General features: G+C 43.5%; 13 protein-coding genes and 3 tRNA genes. 11 read left to right on the forward strand and 5 right to left on the reverse strand.

Translation table 11 applies throughout. From position 1 onward, the window contains the following. Positions 1-4: 4 nt before the first annotated feature. The 5 genes from ACED60_RS13475 to ACED60_RS13495 all read right to left on the reverse strand — a co-directional run bounded on the left by ACED60_RS13475 (position 5) and on the right by ACED60_RS13495 (position 6424). Positions 5-1066: an ROK family protein gene (locus tag ACED60_RS13475; RefSeq protein WP_371727750.1), complete on the reverse strand. Its 1062-nt coding sequence runs from the start codon at positions 1064-1066 to the stop codon at positions 5-7. After that, positions 1050-2888: a glycoside hydrolase family 13 protein gene (locus ACED60_RS13480; protein ID WP_371727751.1), complete on the reverse strand. Its 1839-nt coding sequence runs from the start codon at positions 2886-2888 to the stop codon at positions 1050-1052. The genes ACED60_RS13475 and ACED60_RS13480 overlap by 17 nt, the downstream gene beginning before the upstream one ends. Before the next feature lie 9 nt (positions 2889-2897). Then, on the reverse strand, positions 2898-3731 hold the full coding sequence (locus tag ACED60_RS13485) for a sugar ABC transporter permease (protein ID WP_029223077.1): 834 nt from the start codon (positions 3729-3731) through the stop codon (positions 2898-2900). 37 nt (positions 3732-3768) lie between these two features. Continuing rightward, complete coding sequence (locus tag ACED60_RS13490) at positions 3769-5052, reverse strand: carbohydrate ABC transporter permease (RefSeq protein WP_371727753.1); 1284 nt, start codon at positions 5050-5052, stop codon at positions 3769-3771. 127 nt (positions 5053-5179) lie between these two features. Then, complete coding sequence (locus tag ACED60_RS13495; RefSeq protein ID WP_017100763.1) at positions 5180-6424, reverse strand: maltose ABC transporter substrate-binding protein; 1245 nt, start codon at positions 6422-6424, stop codon at positions 5180-5182. 500 nt (positions 6425-6924) lie between these two features. Between ACED60_RS13495 and ACED60_RS13500 the strand changes: the two genes are divergently transcribed. The 11 genes from ACED60_RS13500 to ACED60_RS13550 all read left to right on the forward strand — a co-directional run bounded on the left by ACED60_RS13500 (position 6925) and on the right by ACED60_RS13550 (position 18579). Beyond that, entirely contained in the window at positions 6925-7956 is a 1032-nt protein-coding gene (locus tag ACED60_RS13500) for a hypothetical protein (protein WP_009847626.1), read from the forward strand. Positions 7957-7993: 37 nt separating this feature from the next. Then, positions 7994-9034 (forward strand): UDP-3-O-(3-hydroxymyristoyl)glucosamine N-acyltransferase, encoded by a 1041-nt coding sequence (gene lpxD, locus ACED60_RS13505; protein ID WP_371710402.1) that lies wholly within the window; start codon positions 7994-7996, stop codon positions 9032-9034. Between the two features lie 98 nt (positions 9035-9132). After that, on the forward strand, positions 9133-9615 hold the full coding sequence (locus ACED60_RS13510) for a glycosidase (protein WP_371727754.1): 483 nt from the start codon (positions 9133-9135) through the stop codon (positions 9613-9615). Positions 9616-9870: 255 nt separating this feature from the next. Further along, on the forward strand, positions 9871-10992 hold the full coding sequence (locus ACED60_RS13515) for an ABC transporter ATP-binding protein (protein WP_012604763.1): 1122 nt from the start codon (positions 9871-9873) through the stop codon (positions 10990-10992). Positions 10993-11355: 363 nt separating this feature from the next. After that, positions 11356-13227 (forward strand): alpha-amylase family glycosyl hydrolase, encoded by a 1872-nt coding sequence (locus ACED60_RS13520; protein ID WP_371727755.1) that lies wholly within the window; start codon positions 11356-11358, stop codon positions 13225-13227. 250 nt (positions 13228-13477) lie between these two features. Next, positions 13478-16060: an alanine--tRNA ligase gene (gene alaS / locus ACED60_RS13525; protein WP_371727756.1), complete on the forward strand. Its 2583-nt coding sequence runs from the start codon at positions 13478-13480 to the stop codon at positions 16058-16060. A 220-nt stretch (positions 16061-16280) separates the two neighbouring features. Next, positions 16281-17462, forward strand: coding sequence for an aspartate kinase (locus ACED60_RS13530; RefSeq protein WP_371727757.1), 1182 nt, complete (start codon positions 16281-16283; stop codon positions 17460-17462). A 92-nt stretch (positions 17463-17554) separates the two neighbouring features. Beyond that, positions 17555-17752, forward strand: a complete 198-nt coding sequence (gene csrA / locus ACED60_RS13535; protein ID WP_009847619.1) for a carbon storage regulator CsrA — start codon at positions 17555-17557, stop codon at positions 17750-17752. Between the two features lie 474 nt (positions 17753-18226). Next, positions 18227-18319: transfer RNA gene (locus tag ACED60_RS13540), tRNA-Ser, on the forward strand. Between the two features lie 46 nt (positions 18320-18365). Then, positions 18366-18442: transfer RNA gene (locus ACED60_RS13545), tRNA-Arg, on the forward strand. Positions 18443-18486: 44 nt separating this feature from the next. Next, positions 18487-18579: transfer RNA gene (locus tag ACED60_RS13550), tRNA-Ser, on the forward strand. Positions 18580-18717: the final 138 nt, after the last annotated feature.

Here is an 18717-nt window from a genome sequence, read left to right on the forward strand (position 1 = left end):
CTTGTCACGACGAGCGTAAATGATTGTTGTGATTTTTTTCAGCGATGAGAAACGCTCCGCGAGCAAAGGTGAATTCATCTTGTTTTGGGTGAATAATCACTGGAATTTCATTAACGTGAATGTAGCGAGACAATGCGACTTTTAAATCTGCCGTTAATGTAGGGTAGGTCGTTGCTTCGCCTGATAATACGAGTCGTGTGGGCTGTAATTGCTGAATGGGATTAACTAAACTGCGCGCCAATTGGTCGATATAAGTACGATATATGCGCGATGCATGCGGTTCACTTAGGTCTACGCCTGAAAAAATTTGCGTTAAAGTTTGGTCTTTTAGCACGACTTGATGATATTGCCGCTCAATACTTGGTGCGGATAAAAACTGTTCAATGCAGGCCTCATTTCCACAGCGACATACAGGAGTTAAGCCATCAACGAGCCATTGAAAATTAGGCAACCTTGAATGTGCCCAATGTGAGCTTAATGGGTGGTGCACTTGCTCGTTATTTTGATAAAAACTTATGCCACAACCATCGCCCAAAAATACGCTGAGTATGGCCTCTTTGTATAAATCTCTAGCCCTCTTATTTAGACTTGAACCTGCCGAGAGTGGTTGTTCAATTGAGTCAGCGCTTTTCATGGCGTTACTAATAGCGTCGCACGCAATGGCCGCACTGTGTGAATGCATCACAAGCGAGCAGTCGACCTTGAAATGCTGATTCAGGTTTCGTGTTAATTGGGTGATTTCTGTCGAGTGAGTAGGACTTGATTTTGCAACTTTATGTACGGATTGGCGATGAGATAAAAAAAACTCAGATACACTTATGCCTATCGCGGCGATACGTCCATAGCGGTAGCTGACGCTTGATATTCGGCTTATCAAATGTTGAGTCAAGTGGGCAAGGTCGCCAGGAGTGCGCTGCACCATTCTATACACCTCTTGTCCGTTAGAGGTGCTGGCGACCGAGTAAATAGAGTGGGAATCAATCGCGATTCCCATCACTATATTTGGTTCTGCTTTAATGAGCATGATTTGATTAATGACACACTTGGATTTAGTTCGCTTGCTCAATCACGTAGCCATAAGCGCTAATGGTCAGTGATTTTCCATCGAGCATGATCTGTTTATCTTTATCGCTGTTGTTTAGAACAAACATTAAATTGCCACGGAGGTAAGCGATACACTCTTTGTCTGCCGTCCCTTTTTCATCCTCCACGTTTAACCAGTCAATGCTAGGCTGATTAAAATCGGGATTGGCTTTACGCAAAGCGATCATTTCTTGAATGAAGTTTTTGAATTCTAAGTCTTGCTCTGATTCTTCCCATATCATACATTTTCGGTTGTCTTCGCTGCCCATGCCGCGGCCGCCATCCATACCAATTTCGCCACCATAATAAATGCATGGAGCACCGACTTGAGTGAACATAAATAAATAAGCTAATTTAGCTTTACGTTTGTCGCCCTGGCATAAAGAGATAATGCGAGTGGTGTCATGGCTATCTAATAAGTTAAACATCGCTTCGTTTACGTTGCGTGGGTATGCCATGTACGACGCGTTCACTGCATTTACAAAGCTCTCTTTATCAACGTCGCCAAGACCAAAGTAGTCGGTAATGGCTTGTGTCAGCGGGTAATTCATCAACGAATCGTATTGGTCGCCGCGTAGCCAAGGCATACCTTCGTGCCAAATCTCTCCAAGAATGTAGCAGTCTGGGTTGGCATCTTTTACGACTTTACGGAAGTCACGCCAAAACGCGTGGTCCACTTCGTTGGCTACGTCTAAACGCCATCCATCAATGTTGAACTCTTCTACCCAGTGGCGCGCCACGTCTAATAAGTATGCGCGACACTCTTCATTTTCAGTATTCAGCTTTGGCATTTCGACGACGTTGGCGAAGGTTTCGTAGTTTAAGTTCCAGAAATCCCAGTCTTCTTTTGGCGTATCTGGGTATACAGGGAACTGATTGATCCAAAACCAGTCGGCGTATTTGGACTTTGCCCCGTTATTCACAACGTCTAGCCATAGTGGTGATTGAGACCCAATGTGGTTGAACACCGCGTCGAGCATAATTTTCATGCCGCGTTTATGGGCTTCATCGACGAGTGCTTTAAAAGCTTCATTGCCGCCAAAGTGAGGGTCTACATTGTAGTAGTCGACAGTGTCGTATTTATGGTTGGCGTTGGCTGTGAAAATAGGGCACAAATACAAACCATTCACGCCAAGATCTTGCAGGTAATCGAGTTTATCGATCACGCCCCATAAATCGCCACCCATAAAGTTGTCGGATACAGGTCTGGTTCCCCAAGGCTGTACGTTGGCAGGTGATGTTTCAGGGCGACCATTAGCAAAGCGCTCGGGGAATATTTGGTACCAAATAGTGTCTTTTATCCACGTCGGTGTCTTTAAAACGTCACGAGGGTTTATGTAAGGAAAACAGAAGAAATTACTTAAGTTGCTCAGCTCGATTTCTGCGTTTTCAGTCGTTGAAATGTCGGCGCAGCGTTTTTCTCCAAATAGAATCTTTTCGCCGCCTTTTCCGTACAAAATAAAGCCATAACGGCTACGACGTTTCGGTGGAGTAAACTCTGCAAACCAGTGGTCGTGATACTCGGTTTCCCCTTCATGAATCATGGTCACTTCATTGCCACCCACCCAACCGTGTGCATCACTGCCACCTAGATTGCCACCATCGAGGCCGCCTTCTGCCCAGTGGTACGGGTCGCCGATCCAAAGTGAAACCTTGTCTAGTTCGCCTTTTGCACTGCGTAAGCGAAGGTGAAGCGTTTCATTGTTGTAAGCGTAGCTGTCTGCACTTTTTGCTGAGTGAGTCAGCGAGCTTTTTGTAATCGGTTTGTTGATAACTGAATTTGTAATAGCCATAGCGGAAATCATCCCTAATTATTATTCTTTAACTGCACCGCTGACGAGGCCGGTAGTAATGTGTTTTTGAGTCGCAACAAATAGCAAAGTGATGGGCACTGCAACCAATAATGAACCCGCGGCAAACAGCGTGAAATTCTCCGCTGAGTTAGATGAAATCCAACTGAAAATACCGATGGCTAGCGTCATTTTTTCTTCGCTGCGTAAGATAAGCGTAGGTAAAATGAAGTCCATCCAAGGTGCGGTGAAAGACACTAAACCAACAAACACTAAGATAGGTTTCGCGAGAGGGAGAATGATCTCGAGGAAAATCGTCATGTGGCCTGCGCCATCAATTTTTGCTGCTTCATCTAATGAAGTGGGAATGGCATCGAAATAACCTTTCACCAACCAAATCATGAATGGTAATGAGCCCGTTACATACACAAATAACAAGCCAGCATAGGTATCAATCAATCCCATTTTTGATAGCAAGATGTAGATAGCCGTCATTGAAAGAAAGGCCGGGAACATCTGCAATACAAGAATGCTCATCATAATGTTGCGCTTACCATTGAAGCGGTAGCGAGAGAACACAAACGCTGAAATAGTCACGACAACCAGTGAGATAACCATATTCGCTGTCGCGAGAAGAAAGGTGTTTTTATACCAGTCTAAATAGGGTGTGTCCGTGAACAATGCGCGGTAGTGGTCGAGCGTAAAGTCAATGCTTGTGAAAGAAGAACTGAATAAGTTATTCCCCGTTTTGAATGAAGCTAGCACTGTCCAAATCACTGGTCCAAGTACTAATAATGCGTTGGCAATGAGAAATAGGTACACGACTAGGGTGCCTATTTTGCCAATGTATTTGTCCATGTTAATTAACTTATTCGTACTATTTAAATTAGCCATGTTACATACCTACATCGTCTTTGAATGACTTCATGCGGCTGAATTGCCATATCGCAATACCAGACAAGAACAAGAAGATAATGATTGAGATAACCGAAGCGATTTGATACTGCTGGAAGTCGAGCGTGAGCTTGTAAATCCAAGTGATCAGAATGTCGGTGTGCCCTGCGAATCGATATTCAGGGTTGATAGGACCCCCTTCGGTTAACAGGTAAATCGCCCCAAAGTTATTGAAGTTATGGGCAAAGGTCATGACCAACGATGGGGCCACTTGGTGCAACACCATAGGCAGGGTGATTTCTTTAAATTGCTGGAACTTGCTTGCACTATCGACTTCACTGGCTTCATAAAGTTCGCTTGAAATGTTAGTCAGTGCCCCTGCAATAAGCAGCATAAAGTAAGGTGCGCCAACCCAAACACTCACCGCGATAACGGTAATTTTTGCGGTGAAAGGGTCTGATAAGAAGGCAATCGAATCAAAGCCCCACGAGTTTAACGTTGCGTTGACTGGTCCAATACCATTCAGTAGCAAGCGGAACATCAATAAGGTCACGAAAGCAGGAATGGCATAAGGGAGAATAAAGATAAAGCGCCATGCTTTTTTTGCTTTAATGTTTCGATTTTGTAGCGCAAGCGCCAGTAAAAAACCAAACCCACAAGTACATATGGTGGCAAAAAATGCCCACAGAACCGTCCAAGAAGCGACACCGAAGAAAGTGCTCGACCATATTTTCAGTTCAAATAGTGAAACAAAGTTTTTAAACCCCACCCAATCTACAAGGTTTCTTGGTGGGATATGATGAGGTGCCGAATAGTTAGTGAAAGAGACGAGTACCGTAATTATGATTGGTAAAATAATGAATGCGATACTGGCAATAAAAGCTGGCGATAGCATGATGAACGCGAACTTTTGGTCGTAAATGTCTTTAAATTGTTCTCGAAGGTTCAGTCGTGACTTAAGGCTGACTTTTGCATCTTGGACATTAGCGATGTACAGACAGATGAATAAGAAGCTGTAGAGTAGGGCTATGACCCCTTCGACCAACATAAAGACCGAGTTATCGCCCTGTAATATTTTAAAGCCTTCACGAACTTGAGCGACATCTCCTAAAGTGACTAAGCCTTTTAGCGAGGCCAACAGCTCCGGGAGAATCAACAATGTGATTAGCTGCATGGCTAAAAATACACCGCCTTTTATCCAATGACCTTTTACGATCTGTGTACTCCCCATAATAAGGAGTGAAGCGGGCATTCGCGATGCCGGCTGATTCTCTGTTAACAACATTGTTTATCTCTATTGTTTAGGTTGTCGTTATGTATTCGTTTTCTGGTCACGCCCTGAACTAGCGCTGTGGCTTTATGACACAGCGCATGAGCTAAGTCGCTTGTGAGTCGCGACGGGAGTTCAGAGGTTACTCTTGTAATTCTATTTGTTCTTCGATGATCGAAAGCGCACGGTCTAGAACAGAACTCGCAGGTTTATCGTTTACCCAGTAGTCTGTAATAGCACTGGCCATTGGTGACCAAATGAAGCCCATTTCAGGAATAGATGGCATTGCGTCTGAGTAGAAACCTTGCGTAATAATGGCGTAAGTTGCTTCATCGGCATCAACAATGATCTCTTCCATAACTGACTGGATAGGAGGGAGTGCTCTTGACATCTCATAGCGTTTTTTCAGCATCGCGTCGGAAGTAAGGTAGTCAGCAAATAATTGTGCGGCTTTCGGATACTCAGTGTAAGAAGACACAACCGCAAGACGAACAGTTGCAAAAGTGCGTGGTTGTTGGCCTGCTAATTTTGGCATAGGTACAACACCAAGATTTATACCTGATTCTTGATACCCTTCGATTGCCCAAGGGCCGTCGATAATAGCGGCGACTTTTCCTTCATTAAATAAGCCACGACGTACTTGCGGGTTGCGCATATCAACTGGATTTGAATTGTTGGCCACTTGCAGGGTTTTCATTGCTTCTAAGCCTTGTTGGGCTTTTTCAGAGTTGATGCCGATGTCTTTTGCATCGGTACCGTTATTACCAAATTCGTATGCGCCGTAAAGCGTGACAAACATACGAGACTCGTAATAGTTCTGTATGTCCCAAAGCAGTGCGTATTTATGCTCTTGCTTATTGTTGAAAGTTTTTGAAAATTCAATAATTTCTTCAAAAGTTTCAGGTGCTTTAGTCAGTAAATCTTTATTGTAGAACAGAGCGGTAGTGGCGAAGCTAACTGGGAAGCCATAGCTCACCCCTTCAGCTTGAGACGCATTAATCGCATTTGGCATAAAAGTATTCGAGATACGTTCGGCAGATACCAGATTCTCCATCGCCCCACCTGCCACGACTAATCGCCCCAATAAGTCATGTTCAATCTCTACCACATCTGCCACGCGAGCAGAGCCGCCATCCTGAATCAAACGAGAAGCGGCATCGATAGGCGCTAACCCACGGAATGAAAAATCAATATCGTATCCTAACTCCTTATTAAAGGACTGAGCGGCGTACTCCATGTAGTCGAGTGTTGTTTTGTCGGTCCAGATTAACAACTCAGCCCCATTTTCTGGCTGAATTGTGTCTGCGTTTGCATCGGCTGCAGCCGCTAATGTACTGGTCGTTAACGTTGCCGCCATTAAGGCTGCCGCGAATAGATTCTTTTTCATTCCTGAATTTTTCATACTGACACCGCGCTATTTAAATTCTTAGTAGTCGTTCGTTAAGTACTACTATGGTATGTCTCGCCGACAATATGTCAACATTACCTGGTTAAAATGTCAGCGTATTTGTGATGGTTATCACCTTCTGTTTGTGCTTTTTACATCTGGTAGCTATAGGGTTTTATGTCTTGTTTATTGGGGCTTTTGAACGGTGCTTTGTTCGTTTTGATACTTAGATTAATGAAAAGCCTACCGTTTGTGATGGTGATCAATAATCTCTGCAGTCAAGGGTGATTGATCTCTCATTTCTAAATTCAATAGGAAGCAAAACATTTATAATTCTAGAACAATAAATAGGCGTTCATTACGGACGACTATGTTTTTCTGGTTAAATGTTGCGAAATCAGCAAGCCTATCAAGAGACACAGTGGATAGATAAAGAGAAACAGTGAACAAAAATAACCCTACAAATAACAACAAATGATTCAGTGAAGAATCAATAAGGAATGACCGTGAAAAAAACATTATTGTCTGTAGTGATCACCAACACTTTACTTATTAGTGCTGGCGCTTCGGCTGCTGATGACCGAACTATGTCTCCAAGTGATATCTTTTTTTATGACGCTTTAAAATTTGGTGGGCATGTTGGAACATCGATTGAAGTCGAAGAGAAAAACATCACTGATTTTGCATCATGGGGTGGCGGCAAGTCTAAAGAGCGTACAACGACTCATGAAGTGTTTAACGTCTTCTATAACAACGCTGCGTGGAATGCGACAGCACTTTACGCGTTCAAACTTGAAAATCGTAAGAAAAAGAAAGGCGCATACGCAGAAACAGAAAATGGATATAAGCACTTATTATCATTAAACAAAAGTTTTCAACTAGGAAATGGTTGGGGAACGGGCTTGATCTATGAGTTGGAATATACAAAGGGTGATATTGTTACCTCTGCGAAAGTAGACGGCTTGAAAACCACGAAAGCTGAGCACAGTATTCGTCCATACCTTACGTACTGGAATAATGAATATTCAGCGGGTTTCTATTCAAACCTAGAGTACCTATACAACGATTCAGATAAGAGTGCTTGGGGTTCTCGTGAAGAGGAAGGTTACAGCCTCTTATTTAAACCTTACAAGCGCTTTGGTCAGTGGGAAGTTGCAGCTGAGCTCTACTATCAAGTTAAAGAAAATAAAGCGAAAACCGGAAACGGTTCACTCAATGAAGCCAGCGATTTCACCGAGATGTATATTGAACCAATCGTTCAGTACAGCTTTGAAGAAGCCGGCACTATGTACGTTCGTGCTCGTATTGGTGAAAACGAAACGAAACATACAGACGGTTGGGCAAAGAACGAAACTTTCTTCAAAGATATTCGTAAGGCAACTTTAGGCTATGAGCAAGCAATTGGCGACGATTGGTTGGTAAAAGGCGAACTTGAGTGGGCTAAAGACACAGAGACCTTCTCTAAGCTGAAAGGCGAAGAGAAAACTGTAGAACAAGAAACAATGTACCTACAAGCGCTTTACCGCTTCTAAGTGGTATTAATCACAACTCAAATGACAGAGTAATATTATGATCAAAGTTTCAGATATCGCCCAAATCGTTGGTGGAAAAATTGAAGGTGATAACACGGTAGAAATATCGAAGATTCGCCCAGTTTCCAGCGTAGAAGAGGGCGGCTTAGCCATTGTCTTTGCTAAAGCCGATTTAAAAGGGCTATCTGAAACTTTGGCTGATGTCATTGTTGGGCCAGAAGCCATTTTACAGACTAAAGCAAAAACAAAAATCGTGATTGAGAAGCTCGAAGCTGAGAAGCTCAATCAACTAATGCGTCATTATAAAGTTCAAAAATATCAATTGTTTGATCAAGGGAATACATCAGATACTCCCGATGTTTATATCGGAAAGCATTGTCAAATAGGTGAAGGTTGCCATTTCATGCCCGGTGTTAAAATCATGAACGGTGTAACAATCGGCAATAACGTTGCAATTCATGCCAATACAGTCATCAAAGAAGGCACTGTGATTGGTAACAATGTCACCATCGACTCTAACAACTCCATTGGTAATTACAGCTTCGAATACATGACCGGGCACAACACCCGTTATGAACGCGTGGAAAGTGTGGGTCGAGTGATCATTGGTGATGAAGTTGAAATTGGCTGTAATAACACCATCGACAGAGGCACTTTAGGCGACACCGTTATTGGTCGTGGAACCAAAATAGATAACCTAGTGCAAATAGGGCATGACTGCAAAATAGGCCAGCATTGTTTACTGGTATCTCAGGCTGGTTTTGCGGGCCACACTACCTTGGAAGATCATGTCATTGTTCATGGTCAAGCCGGTACCGCAGGGCATCTTACTATCGGTAAAAACTCCGTTATTAAAGCCAAATCAGGTGTGAGCCACTCTTTCCCTGCCAATAGTGATCTGTTCGGTTATCCGGCGAAAGATGCACGTTCTTATTATAAAAACTTAGCCGTATTGAACAAATTAACTCATCAAAAAAACAGTAACCCCCGTCCAAACTCTAAATCGTTAGAACTTGATAGAGACAAAAGAGCGGTGGTACCGAAAAAGAGCTTAATAGCGAGACTATTTCGTTTATAGGTTGCCGAAGCGAGAGCTTTAAAAAATTAAAGCCCTAACTCGCGATGACTAAGACGGAATAGAACCCTACATATATAAAAAATAATAAGGAAATGACAATGAAACGTACTCTACTTGTAGCCGCACTTTTATCTTCAGCGTTAATGGGCTGTGCGAGCACAGCTGACACGCCAGCAGCTGATCAAATGAAAGCAACAGGTCCTTTCGCCGATTGTAATCTCGCCACGGTGGAAGATCGCGGGCCAATTCGTCCTTCACTTTATGTTATAGGCACTTTCCCTGATGGCCAGTGGATCCACATGGAAAGCCGTCAAATGTCGCATAAAGGCAAAGGTATTTACCAAGTGGTAAGCGAAGAAAAAGCGGGCAACGTAAGTTTGCAGTTCGCAACGATGGGCTGGTCTCCACAATTTACCGCAGCTGGCATGTCGATGACGGCAGGTTATGAGAAAGCGCTAAAACGCGGTGGCTTTGCAAAAAACACAACCGTTAATATTCCAGAAGATGGCAAATATTTATGGAGTGTTGAAATTAGCGAAGATAAGAAGCCAGTTCGTGCATTGGTTAAAGCGTGTAAATAAGCGATGTAGCCAACCGACATAACTCACTCTATATCACCATTTATAACCACGCTATAACACCGTTTATAAACTCGTGGTTGACGCAGTGATACAGATGAAAGGTGCTCTGAATATCAGAGTGCCTATGTTTTAAACATAAACCTTAAATGTTCAATGATTAACGTTTACGTCTTTTTAGCCAGTAACTTGAGAGCTCCAGTCACTGGCTAAAAAGATTTTTACCTATCAAGATTTAACCCGTATTCGGAGTTTCAAATGGCAACAGTTAGCCTGCGTAAAGTAGAAAAACAGTACGATAATGGTTTTAAAGCCGTACACGGAATTGACTTAGATATTCACGAAGGTGAGTTCATGGTATTTGTGGGGCCGTCTGGTTGCGCCAAATCTACCACATTGCGAATGATTGCTGGCTTAGAAGATATCTCGGCAGGTGAAGTGCGTATTGGCGATAGAGTGGTGAATGATTTAGCGCCTAAAGAGCGTGGTATTGCCATGGTATTCCAAAACTATGCGTTGTACCCACACAAAACGGTCTTCGATAACATGGCCTTTGGTTTGAAAATGCAAAAGCGACCAAAAGAAGAGATCAAACAACGCGTAGAAGATGCCGCTGAAAAACTAGAAATTACTGATCTCCTGTATCGTAAGCCTAAAGAAATGTCGGGTGGTCAGCGTCAGCGTGTCGCGGTGGGACGAGCCATTGTTCGTAAACCAGACGTGTTCTTATTTGATGAGCCTCTATCCAATCTTGATGCCAAACTGCGTGTTTCGATGCGTGTAAAAATTGCACAACTACACAAGTCTCTTAAAGATGAAGGTAACCCTGCGACCATGATTTATGTCACGCACGATCAAACGGAAGCTTTAACCTTAGGCGACCGAATTTGTGTATTAAATCAAGGTAACATTATGCAAGTGGACACGCCGACCAACTTGTACAACGCACCGCAGAACAAGTTTGTGGCGGGTTTTATCGGCTCCCCAGCCATGAATCTAGTGAACACAACCCTACGCAAGTTAGGTGATGATATTTACGTGGAACTTGCCCCTAACGCCCAAATTATTATTCCTAAACGTTTGCAAGAAAAGCTTGTGGATCATATTGATAAGCCTGTGTGTCTAGGCATTCGACCTGAACACATAAATATTGCCGCTGATGATGAGATGGTGAACGTACACCCTGGTGAGCTGACCGTGGTTGAAAACTTAGGGAATGAAAAATACCTGTATTTCAAATTGGGTGATAACGAAATTGTTGCGCGAGTGAATAACCAAAGCATAAGTACATCAGATATTGGCAGCCAAGTACGCTTTAATTTTGATTCTGCGTTTTGTCATATTTTTGATGGTGAAACCGAACAGAACCTGACGTTGTAAAATCAGGCCTTATTGGCATTAACTATCGTAGATGAATGGTTTCAATAGAACGTTCTAACACCTCTCCTTAATAATATGCCCTAAGTATCTCACTTTGGCTTAAGGGCATAATAAAAATATAAATGAATCCTGAGAACTCATTCTCAAGATACTGTCGCGCCTCAATTAAATAGAACTTATATAAGGAAGGTTTTATTCGTACAGCTGACTTCATCGCTTCTGACCTTATTTAACGCGGCCGTAATGGTTGTATGGGAGGGATACTATATAGCATGCTCACGAAACACGACCTGATAGTTAAATCGCGTGACAAGAATATAAAACAATAACCTACACCAACATAACGTGAATAAAGGACGACACATGAAGAATAAGCTTATTGTGCTATCAGCATTACTGGCTTCCCTACCTGCTATGGCAGATTGGAACCAGGCCTATTTCCGTGGTACCGCCAATAACTGGCAAGCTGAATCTATGGTTAAAGTGAAAGCAAACCACTGGCAAATAGTGAAAAAATTTAACACCGGTGATGGAACGAACTCTCCTAGTTTTAAGGTTGATCGCTTTGGTGATTGGTCTGAAAACTACCCTCTATCAAATTTCTCTGTTGACCCTAATAAAACCTACGAAATTAATTTCTATGACGACACGAATAAAGTGGTGGTCCATGAAAAGCTTCCCTTTGATATGCGTGATGAAACCATGTATTTCGTGTTTCTTGACCGATTCTATGATGGCGATTCAGCCAATAATACATCGACGGGTGCCGACATGTATTCGGCAGACAAATCGGATTTCAAAAAATACTTTGGTGGTGACTTAAAAGGTTTAACCGCAAAGCTAGATTACTTGCATGATATGGGGATCACGGCCATTTGGATAACGCCTCCAGCTGATAACATTAACGTACCTGACAGTCGGGGTGGAGCGGGTTACCACGGCTACTGGGGACGTGACTTCTTTAAAGTTGATGAGCACCTAGGTACCGTTGAAGATTTTAAAGCATTAAAGACGAAAATGAACAGCTACGGCATGAAACTCGTGCTGGATTATGCGCCTAACCACTCTAATCCTGATGATGAAGGTGAATACGGTGCGCTGTATAAAAATGGTGTCCGTATTACCGATTATAAAAACGATAATAGTAGCTATTACCACCACAACGGCGCGATTGCTGCTAATGGCCAAGGTTGGGAATGGGATGACGCAAGGGCGGTTCGCGATAAAACCTTATTCAACTTAACCGATTTTGATCAACGTAAAGATGGCCCTGCGCGTCAGTATTTGATTGATGGTGCGAAATTCTGGGTTGATTTAGGGGTAGATGCGATCCGTATTGATGCGGTGAAACATATGGATAAAGAGTTTATCCAAGATTTTACTGGCCAAATAAACGCATACGCGAAGAAAAGCCAAGGTAAAGATTTCTATTTCTTTGGTGAGTGGATGGATTCAGGCGCTGACGCAACGGGATCAAACTTTGCTTCTATCGATTTTGCCAATACATCAGGTTCAGCACTGCTTGACTTTGGATTACGTAATACGATTGAAAATGCATTACTTCACCATAACAATATTGGTATGTACGCTATTAATAATTACATGAAATTACGTGACCAAAAATTCACAAGCAGTGATTGGCAAGTGGTGTTTTTGGATAACCATGACGCGTCTCGTATCTCTACCGTTTTACGCTCAGACGCGAAGAACTTTGGCGCAGGTAAAGACAAGTGGGGTGGTCGTCAAAGTGTTGCATTTGCACAAGACAGAGTGGAGCTGGGTTTAGCGCTTATCATGACCTCTCGTGGTATCCCATGTATTTACTATGGAACAGAGCACTACGCAGCTAACTTCACTACCAACGGTTTTGGCCAGCAAGGTAACGACCCATACAACCGTGAAATGATGCCAAGCTTTGATAAAACGACCAATGCTTACAAGATGATAAAAACATTAAGTAAGCTTCGTAAGGACAGCTATGCGGTTCAGCAAGGTGATTATATCGAGCGTTGGATAAGCAATGATGTATTGGTATATGAACGTAACGCAGGCGATGACGTAGTTGTGGTTGCAATGAACCTCGGTCAAGGTACATCGGTTAACGCGGTGAATTTAGGATTGGCAAACGGAACTTACGACAGTGTATTAGGCACTGACCAAGTGGTTGTTTCTAATGGCAGTGGCACATTTAATCTAGACCAAAATGAAGTGGTTATCTTACGCACTAAGCACTAACAGGTAATACAGGCTATTGATAACGGTTTTACTGGTTTTTGATTGAGTATCAACAGCATAAACCTCGTACATAGTGTGCGAGGTTTTTTTTATTTTTCTTCGCTTGAGCTAGTGGAATATTCTTCATTTTATCGAATTCCAACTAAAATCCTGCCCAAGGGTGTCTTTTCTACAAGAAAACTAGTCGAAGCCTTAACCATGATCTACAATACGGCAAAATTCTAACTCGACTATTTTCAGGAAGAGCTGCATGTACATGAGCACTGATGAGGTTCGCAACGCGTTCCTTAAGTTCTTTGAGAGCAAAGAACACCAAATCGTAGACAGTTCATCGTTAGTTCCACATAACGATCCAACCCTGCTATTTACTAACGCAGGCATGAACCAATTCAAAGATTGCTTCTTAGGCGCCGAAAAACGTGCCTACACTCGAGCAACTACGGCTCAGCGTTGTGTACGTGCGGGTGGTAAACACAATGACCTTGAAAACGTAGGTTTCACGGCTCGTCACCATACATTCTTCGAAATGCTAGGTAACTTCAGCTTTGGTGATTACTTCAAAGAAGAAGCGATTGGGTTTGCTTGGGAATTCCTGACTGAAACACTAGGTCTGCCAAAAGATCGCCTGTTAGTAACGGTTTACGAGACAGATGACGAAGCATTCGAAATCTGGAACAAGAAAGTGGGCATCCCAGCTGACAAGATTGTTCGCATCGGCGACAAAGAAGGTGGCAAGAAGTTTGAATCTGATAACTTCTGGACAATGGGTGACACAGGTCCTTGTGGTCCATGTACTGAAATCTTCTACGATCACGGTGAGCACATCTGGGGCGGTCGTCCTGGTACACCTGAAGAAGATGGTGACCGTTTCATCGAGATTTGGAACAACGTATTTATGCAGTTCAACCGTCATGCTGACGGCACTATGGAACCGCTACCTAAGCCAGCTGTAGATACTGGTATGGGTATTGAGCGTATCTCTGCAATCATGCAGGGCGTTCACTCTAACTACGAAATTGATGTATTCCAAAAGCTAATCAAGGCGACAGCAGAAGTAGTAGGTCACGACGACCTATCTAACCAATCGCTGCGCGTTATCGCTGACCACATCCGTTCTTGTTCATTCCTAATCGCTGATGGCGTAATGCCTTCAAACGAAGGTCGTGGCTACGTTCTACGTCGTATTATTCGTCGTGCAGTGCGTCACGGTAACAAGATTGGTGCACAAGGCGTGTTCTTCCACAAACTTGTGGGTGTACTGGCTGAAGTGATGGGTTCTGCAGCTGAAGAGCTTAAGAAACAGCAAGAGCTTGTTGAAAAAGTACTTCGCATCGAAGAAGAGAACTTTGGTCGTACGCTAGAGCGCGGCATGGTTATCCTAAACGACGCATTAGACGCACTTGAAGGCAAAGAGCTTGACGGTGAAACAGTCTTCAAACTTTACGACACATACGGCTTCCCGGCTGACCTTACTAACGATGTAGCTCGTGAACGCGACTTTACTATCGATGAAGAAGGCTTTGAGAAGGCGATGGAAGCACAGCGTAAGCGTGCACGTGAAGCGGGTCAGTTCGGTACTGATTACAACGCAACGATCAAAGTAGACACGAACACTGAGTTCTGTGGTTACACAGGTACTGAAGGTGCAGGAGAAATCTCTGCGTTATTCGTTGACGGCGAAGAAGTATCTTCACTATCGGCAGGCGACAAAGCAATCATCATCCTTGAAGAGACACCATTCTACGCTGAGTCAGGCGGTCAATGTGGTGACGCGGGTACGCTAAGCACAGCGTCGGGTCTGTTCAAAGTACAAGACACTCAGAAGCTAGGTAATGCATTTGCACACCACGGTGAGCTAGTTGAAGGTGTATTTACTCAAGGCGATAAAGTAGAAGCAACGGTTGATGCTGAGCGTCGTGCTGCTATCTCACTAAACCACTCTGCAACTCACTTACTTCACTCAGCATTGCGCGAAGTGCTAGGTGAGCACGTTGCTCAGAAAGGTTCTTTAGTTAAGCCAGACAACCTACGTTTTGACTTCTCTAACCTTGAAGCGGTAACACCAGCACAGATTAAAGAAGTAGAGCGTCTAGTTAACGCACAAGTTCGTAAGAACCATGTGATTGAAACTAACATCATGGACATCGAGTCAGCGAAAGAAAAAGGTGCGATGGCACTGTTTGGCGAGAAGTACGATGATGAAGTTCGCGTTCTGTCTATGGGCGATTTCTCTACTGAGCTTTGTGGTGGTATCCACGCAAGCAACACGGGTGATATCGGTCTATTCAAGATCATTTCAGAAGGTGGTATCGCTGCTGGTATTCGTCGTATTGAAGCGGTAACGGGTGAAGCAGCTCTAGATGCAGTAGAAGCTCAGGCTAACGCTTACGAAGAGAAGCTTGCTGAATCAGCTAAGAAAGCGAAATCGCTAGAGAAAGAAATCCAACTACTTAAAGAAAAGATGGCTGCAGCTGAAGGTGCAAACATCATGGGTAAAGTAGAAGAGCTCTCTGGTACTAAGGTACTGGTTGCTGCCATTGAAGGTGCAGATAACAAGAACCTACGTACTATGGTTGATAATGCTAAAAACCAAGTGGGTAGCGGCATCATCCTGATTGCGAACGTAGCAGACGGTAAAGTTGGCTTAATTGCTGGCGTAACCAAAGACCTTATCGGCAAAGTTAAAGCGGGTGACCTCGTTAAGATGGTTGCTGAGCAAGTTGGCGGTAAAGGCGGCGGTCGTCCAGATATGGCTCAAGCGGGTGGTACTGACGTTGAAGCGCTACCTGAAGCGCTTAAATCAGTACGTATTTGGCTTGAAGAGCGTCTTTAAGCTTAAGTAATTGATACAAAGATGCCCAATCAACTGATTGGGCATCTTTTATTTTGCCCATTGGAAGAACCTTTGAAAAAGGTTTGATTGAGATTAACCAAGAAGGCTAATGGTAACGTTAGACTCCTTGGTTAATTTTTTATTGCTTCGCCATGACGCGGAGTATGTGTTTTTTTGTCATATATAGACATTGGTCTTGGGAAGGTGAGGAAGGGTGAAAATGCCTCTTATCGTGCAGAAATTTGGTGGGACGTCGGTGGGTTCAATTGAACGAATCCATCATGTAGCAGAAAAAATCATTGAAGCGAAAAATGAAGGGAACCAGATCCTGGTTGTCGTTTCTGCTATGTCAGGTGAAACAAATCGGTTAGTTAACTTAGCTTCACAAGTTGATAGCGTACCAAACGCTAGAGAGTTGGATGTGCTGTTAACGGCCGGAGAACAAGTTTCCATGGCTTTGTTGGCGATGACGTTGCACAAGTTGGGTTATGAAGCGACATCGATGACTGGCTATCAAGCCAAAATACACACCGATTCTAATCATAATAATGCGACGATTGAGCGTATTGATACCGCTCCTATTAAAGCGCTGTTAGATGATGACCAGATTGTTATTGTTGCAGGTTTTCAAGGCGTTAATGCGAAAGGTGATATCACAACCTTAGGGCGAGGTGGTTCAGACACCACGGCCGTTGCGTTGGCGGGCGCCCTTCAAGCGAAAGAGTGTCAGATATATACCGATGTTGATGGCGTATATTCCTGCGACCCTAGAGTGGTTAAGCAATCTAAAAAATTAGATACCTTAGACTTTCCCTCTATGGAAGAAATGGCTCGCAGAGGCGCTAAGGTTTTACACCTTCCATGTGTTCAACATGCGTGGCGACACAATGTACCATTGAGAGTGCTTTCGAGCTTTGAAGAAGGCGAGGGAACACTTATCGCGGGTAATGACTGTTTGAATGATATTGCCGGGATAGCCATTCAAAGAGAGATGGTTCGCGTCGAGTGTTTGAATCAAGATTTACCGTCTCTCATGTCGCATTGCCATTTATTAGGGATTGAAGTCTGTAGTGTGATCGAGGAAGCAGAACGGGCAGCACTCATTATCAAACCGGACATAAGTGCTAAATTAAAACTAGTTTTTGACGAGAAAATCCGTAATAGTGAACAGGTTAGTTTGTTAACTGTGGTAGGAAGCCGAACACAAGAAATTGTGGTCAGTTCACATGGATTGTTGTCTGAAGGCGAAATTGATGTACAGCATCACTTATTGCAACAGCAGTCTTTAACTTTGGTGATATCACCAACGCAAGTCGATATGGCTGCTAACATATTACACAATGCATACATCGTAGCGCGTGAAACACAGGGTTATCCTAAAAAAGAAGTGCATTTTGGTTAAATAAACTCAATCGATAGTTTACGAAAATATAACTTTTGTTGGATAATGCTCGCGTAGCTAGATAAATTTAGAGATTACTCAAGGAGCAAAGAATGCTAATTTTGACTCGCCGCGTTGGCGAAACACTGATGATTGGTGACGAAGTAACAGTTACTGTACTAGGCGTTAAAGGTAACCAAGTACGTATTGGTGTTAACGCACCTAAAGAAGTATCTGTTCACCGTGAAGAGATCTACATGCGCATTCAAGCTGAAAAAGGTAATGGTAACGTTGCACCTGGCAACTACTAATACTTTTGCGTAGAGAAGAGGCTAGCATTGTTGCTAGCCTTTTTTGATCTTGGGGGAATGGAAATACGCATTTGAACATCGATGGGGTGGTAACGGGTTAGTCTTAACGCGGTGAAGTGAGAGCTTTATGACGTTATGAAATACAAATAGGATCGCTCATCGCTATTACACGGTATTTTGTCTGCGCAAACTCAAGATTTGTTAGCTTCCCCTATGGCGCAAATACGCATCCCGTAGTATTGTGCAAACAGCGGTAGCACTTGCTGCTGGATAAATTAGATAATTGTTTTCTGCTGTTTATTATTGCCAATCTTTCACCTTAATTTTTAAGGGAAAAAGCGCGATTTGAAGCTTATAAGTTCAATTTGCAAGCGCTTTGATTAAATAGCAAACGGTTGAGTGTTTTTGTCCAATTTTTTTCAATAAAGTGTTTGACATATTTTCGGTAAAACGTAATATGTGCCTCCGCAAGACGGTGAGGTGGCCGAGAGGCCGAAGGCGCTCCCCTGCTAAGGGAGTATGTGGTTTGTAGCCGCATCGAGGGTTCGAATCCCTCCCTCACCGCCATTTCTTGCACGTTTGAATTTGCAAGCAAACACAGAAGTAACAATGTGCGCCCTTAGCTCAGCTGGATAGAGTACCTGGTTACGAACCAGGCGGTCGGAGGTTCGAATCCTCCAGGGCGCACCATTCTCTTTACTCTTACTTGTAAGTGTTTCGAGAATAATGAATAAGGTGAGGTGGCCGAGTGGCCGAAGGCGCTCCCCTGCTAAGGGAGTATGTGGTTTGTAGCCGCATCGAGGGTTCGAATCCCTCCCTCACCGCCATTCATTATAGGCCTATGGCCTTTTTTTTGTTTCGTAGAAACAGAATGTGATATATTTCACAACTTCTTCTCTTGAAGATACCGTGCGCCCTTAGCTCAGCTGGATAGAGTACCTGGCTACGAACCAGGCGGTCGGAGG

This window comes from Vibrio sp. 1F279 (assembly GCF_041439815.1).
In the GTDB taxonomy this organism is placed as follows: domain Bacteria; phylum Pseudomonadota; class Gammaproteobacteria; order Enterobacterales; family Vibrionaceae; genus Vibrio; species Vibrio tasmaniensis_A.

Coding starts and splice junctions, on each gene's coding strand:
- ACED60_RS13495 (WP_017100763.1), bottom strand. CDS start 6,424: ATGAAAAAGAATCTATTCGCGGCAGCCTTAATGGCGGCAACGTTAACG.
- lpxD (WP_371710402.1), top strand. CDS start 7,994: ATGATCAAAGTTTCAGATATCGCCCAAATCGTTGGTGGAAAAATTGAA.
- csrA (WP_009847619.1), top strand. CDS start 17,555: ATGCTAATTTTGACTCGCCGCGTTGGCGAAACACTGATGATTGGTGAC.
- ACED60_RS13520 (WP_371727755.1), top strand. CDS start 11,356: ATGAAGAATAAGCTTATTGTGCTATCAGCATTACTGGCTTCCCTACCT.
- ACED60_RS13530 (WP_371727757.1), top strand. CDS start 16,281: ATGCCTCTTATCGTGCAGAAATTTGGTGGGACGTCGGTGGGTTCAATT.
- ACED60_RS13510 (WP_371727754.1), top strand. CDS start 9,133: ATGAAACGTACTCTACTTGTAGCCGCACTTTTATCTTCAGCGTTAATG.
- ACED60_RS13515 (WP_012604763.1), top strand. CDS start 9,871: ATGGCAACAGTTAGCCTGCGTAAAGTAGAAAAACAGTACGATAATGGT.
- ACED60_RS13490 (WP_371727753.1), bottom strand. CDS start 5,052: ATGTTGTTAACAGAGAATCAGCCGGCATCGCGAATGCCCGCTTCACTC.
- alaS (WP_371727756.1), top strand. CDS start 13,478: ATGTACATGAGCACTGATGAGGTTCGCAACGCGTTCCTTAAGTTCTTT.
- ACED60_RS13480 (WP_371727751.1), bottom strand. CDS start 2,888: ATGATTTCCGCTATGGCTATTACAAATTCAGTTATCAACAAACCGATT.
- ACED60_RS13485 (WP_029223077.1), bottom strand. CDS start 3,731: ATGGACAAATACATTGGCAAAATAGGCACCCTAGTCGTGTACCTATTT.
- ACED60_RS13500 (WP_009847626.1), top strand. CDS start 6,925: ATGACCGTGAAAAAAACATTATTGTCTGTAGTGATCACCAACACTTTA.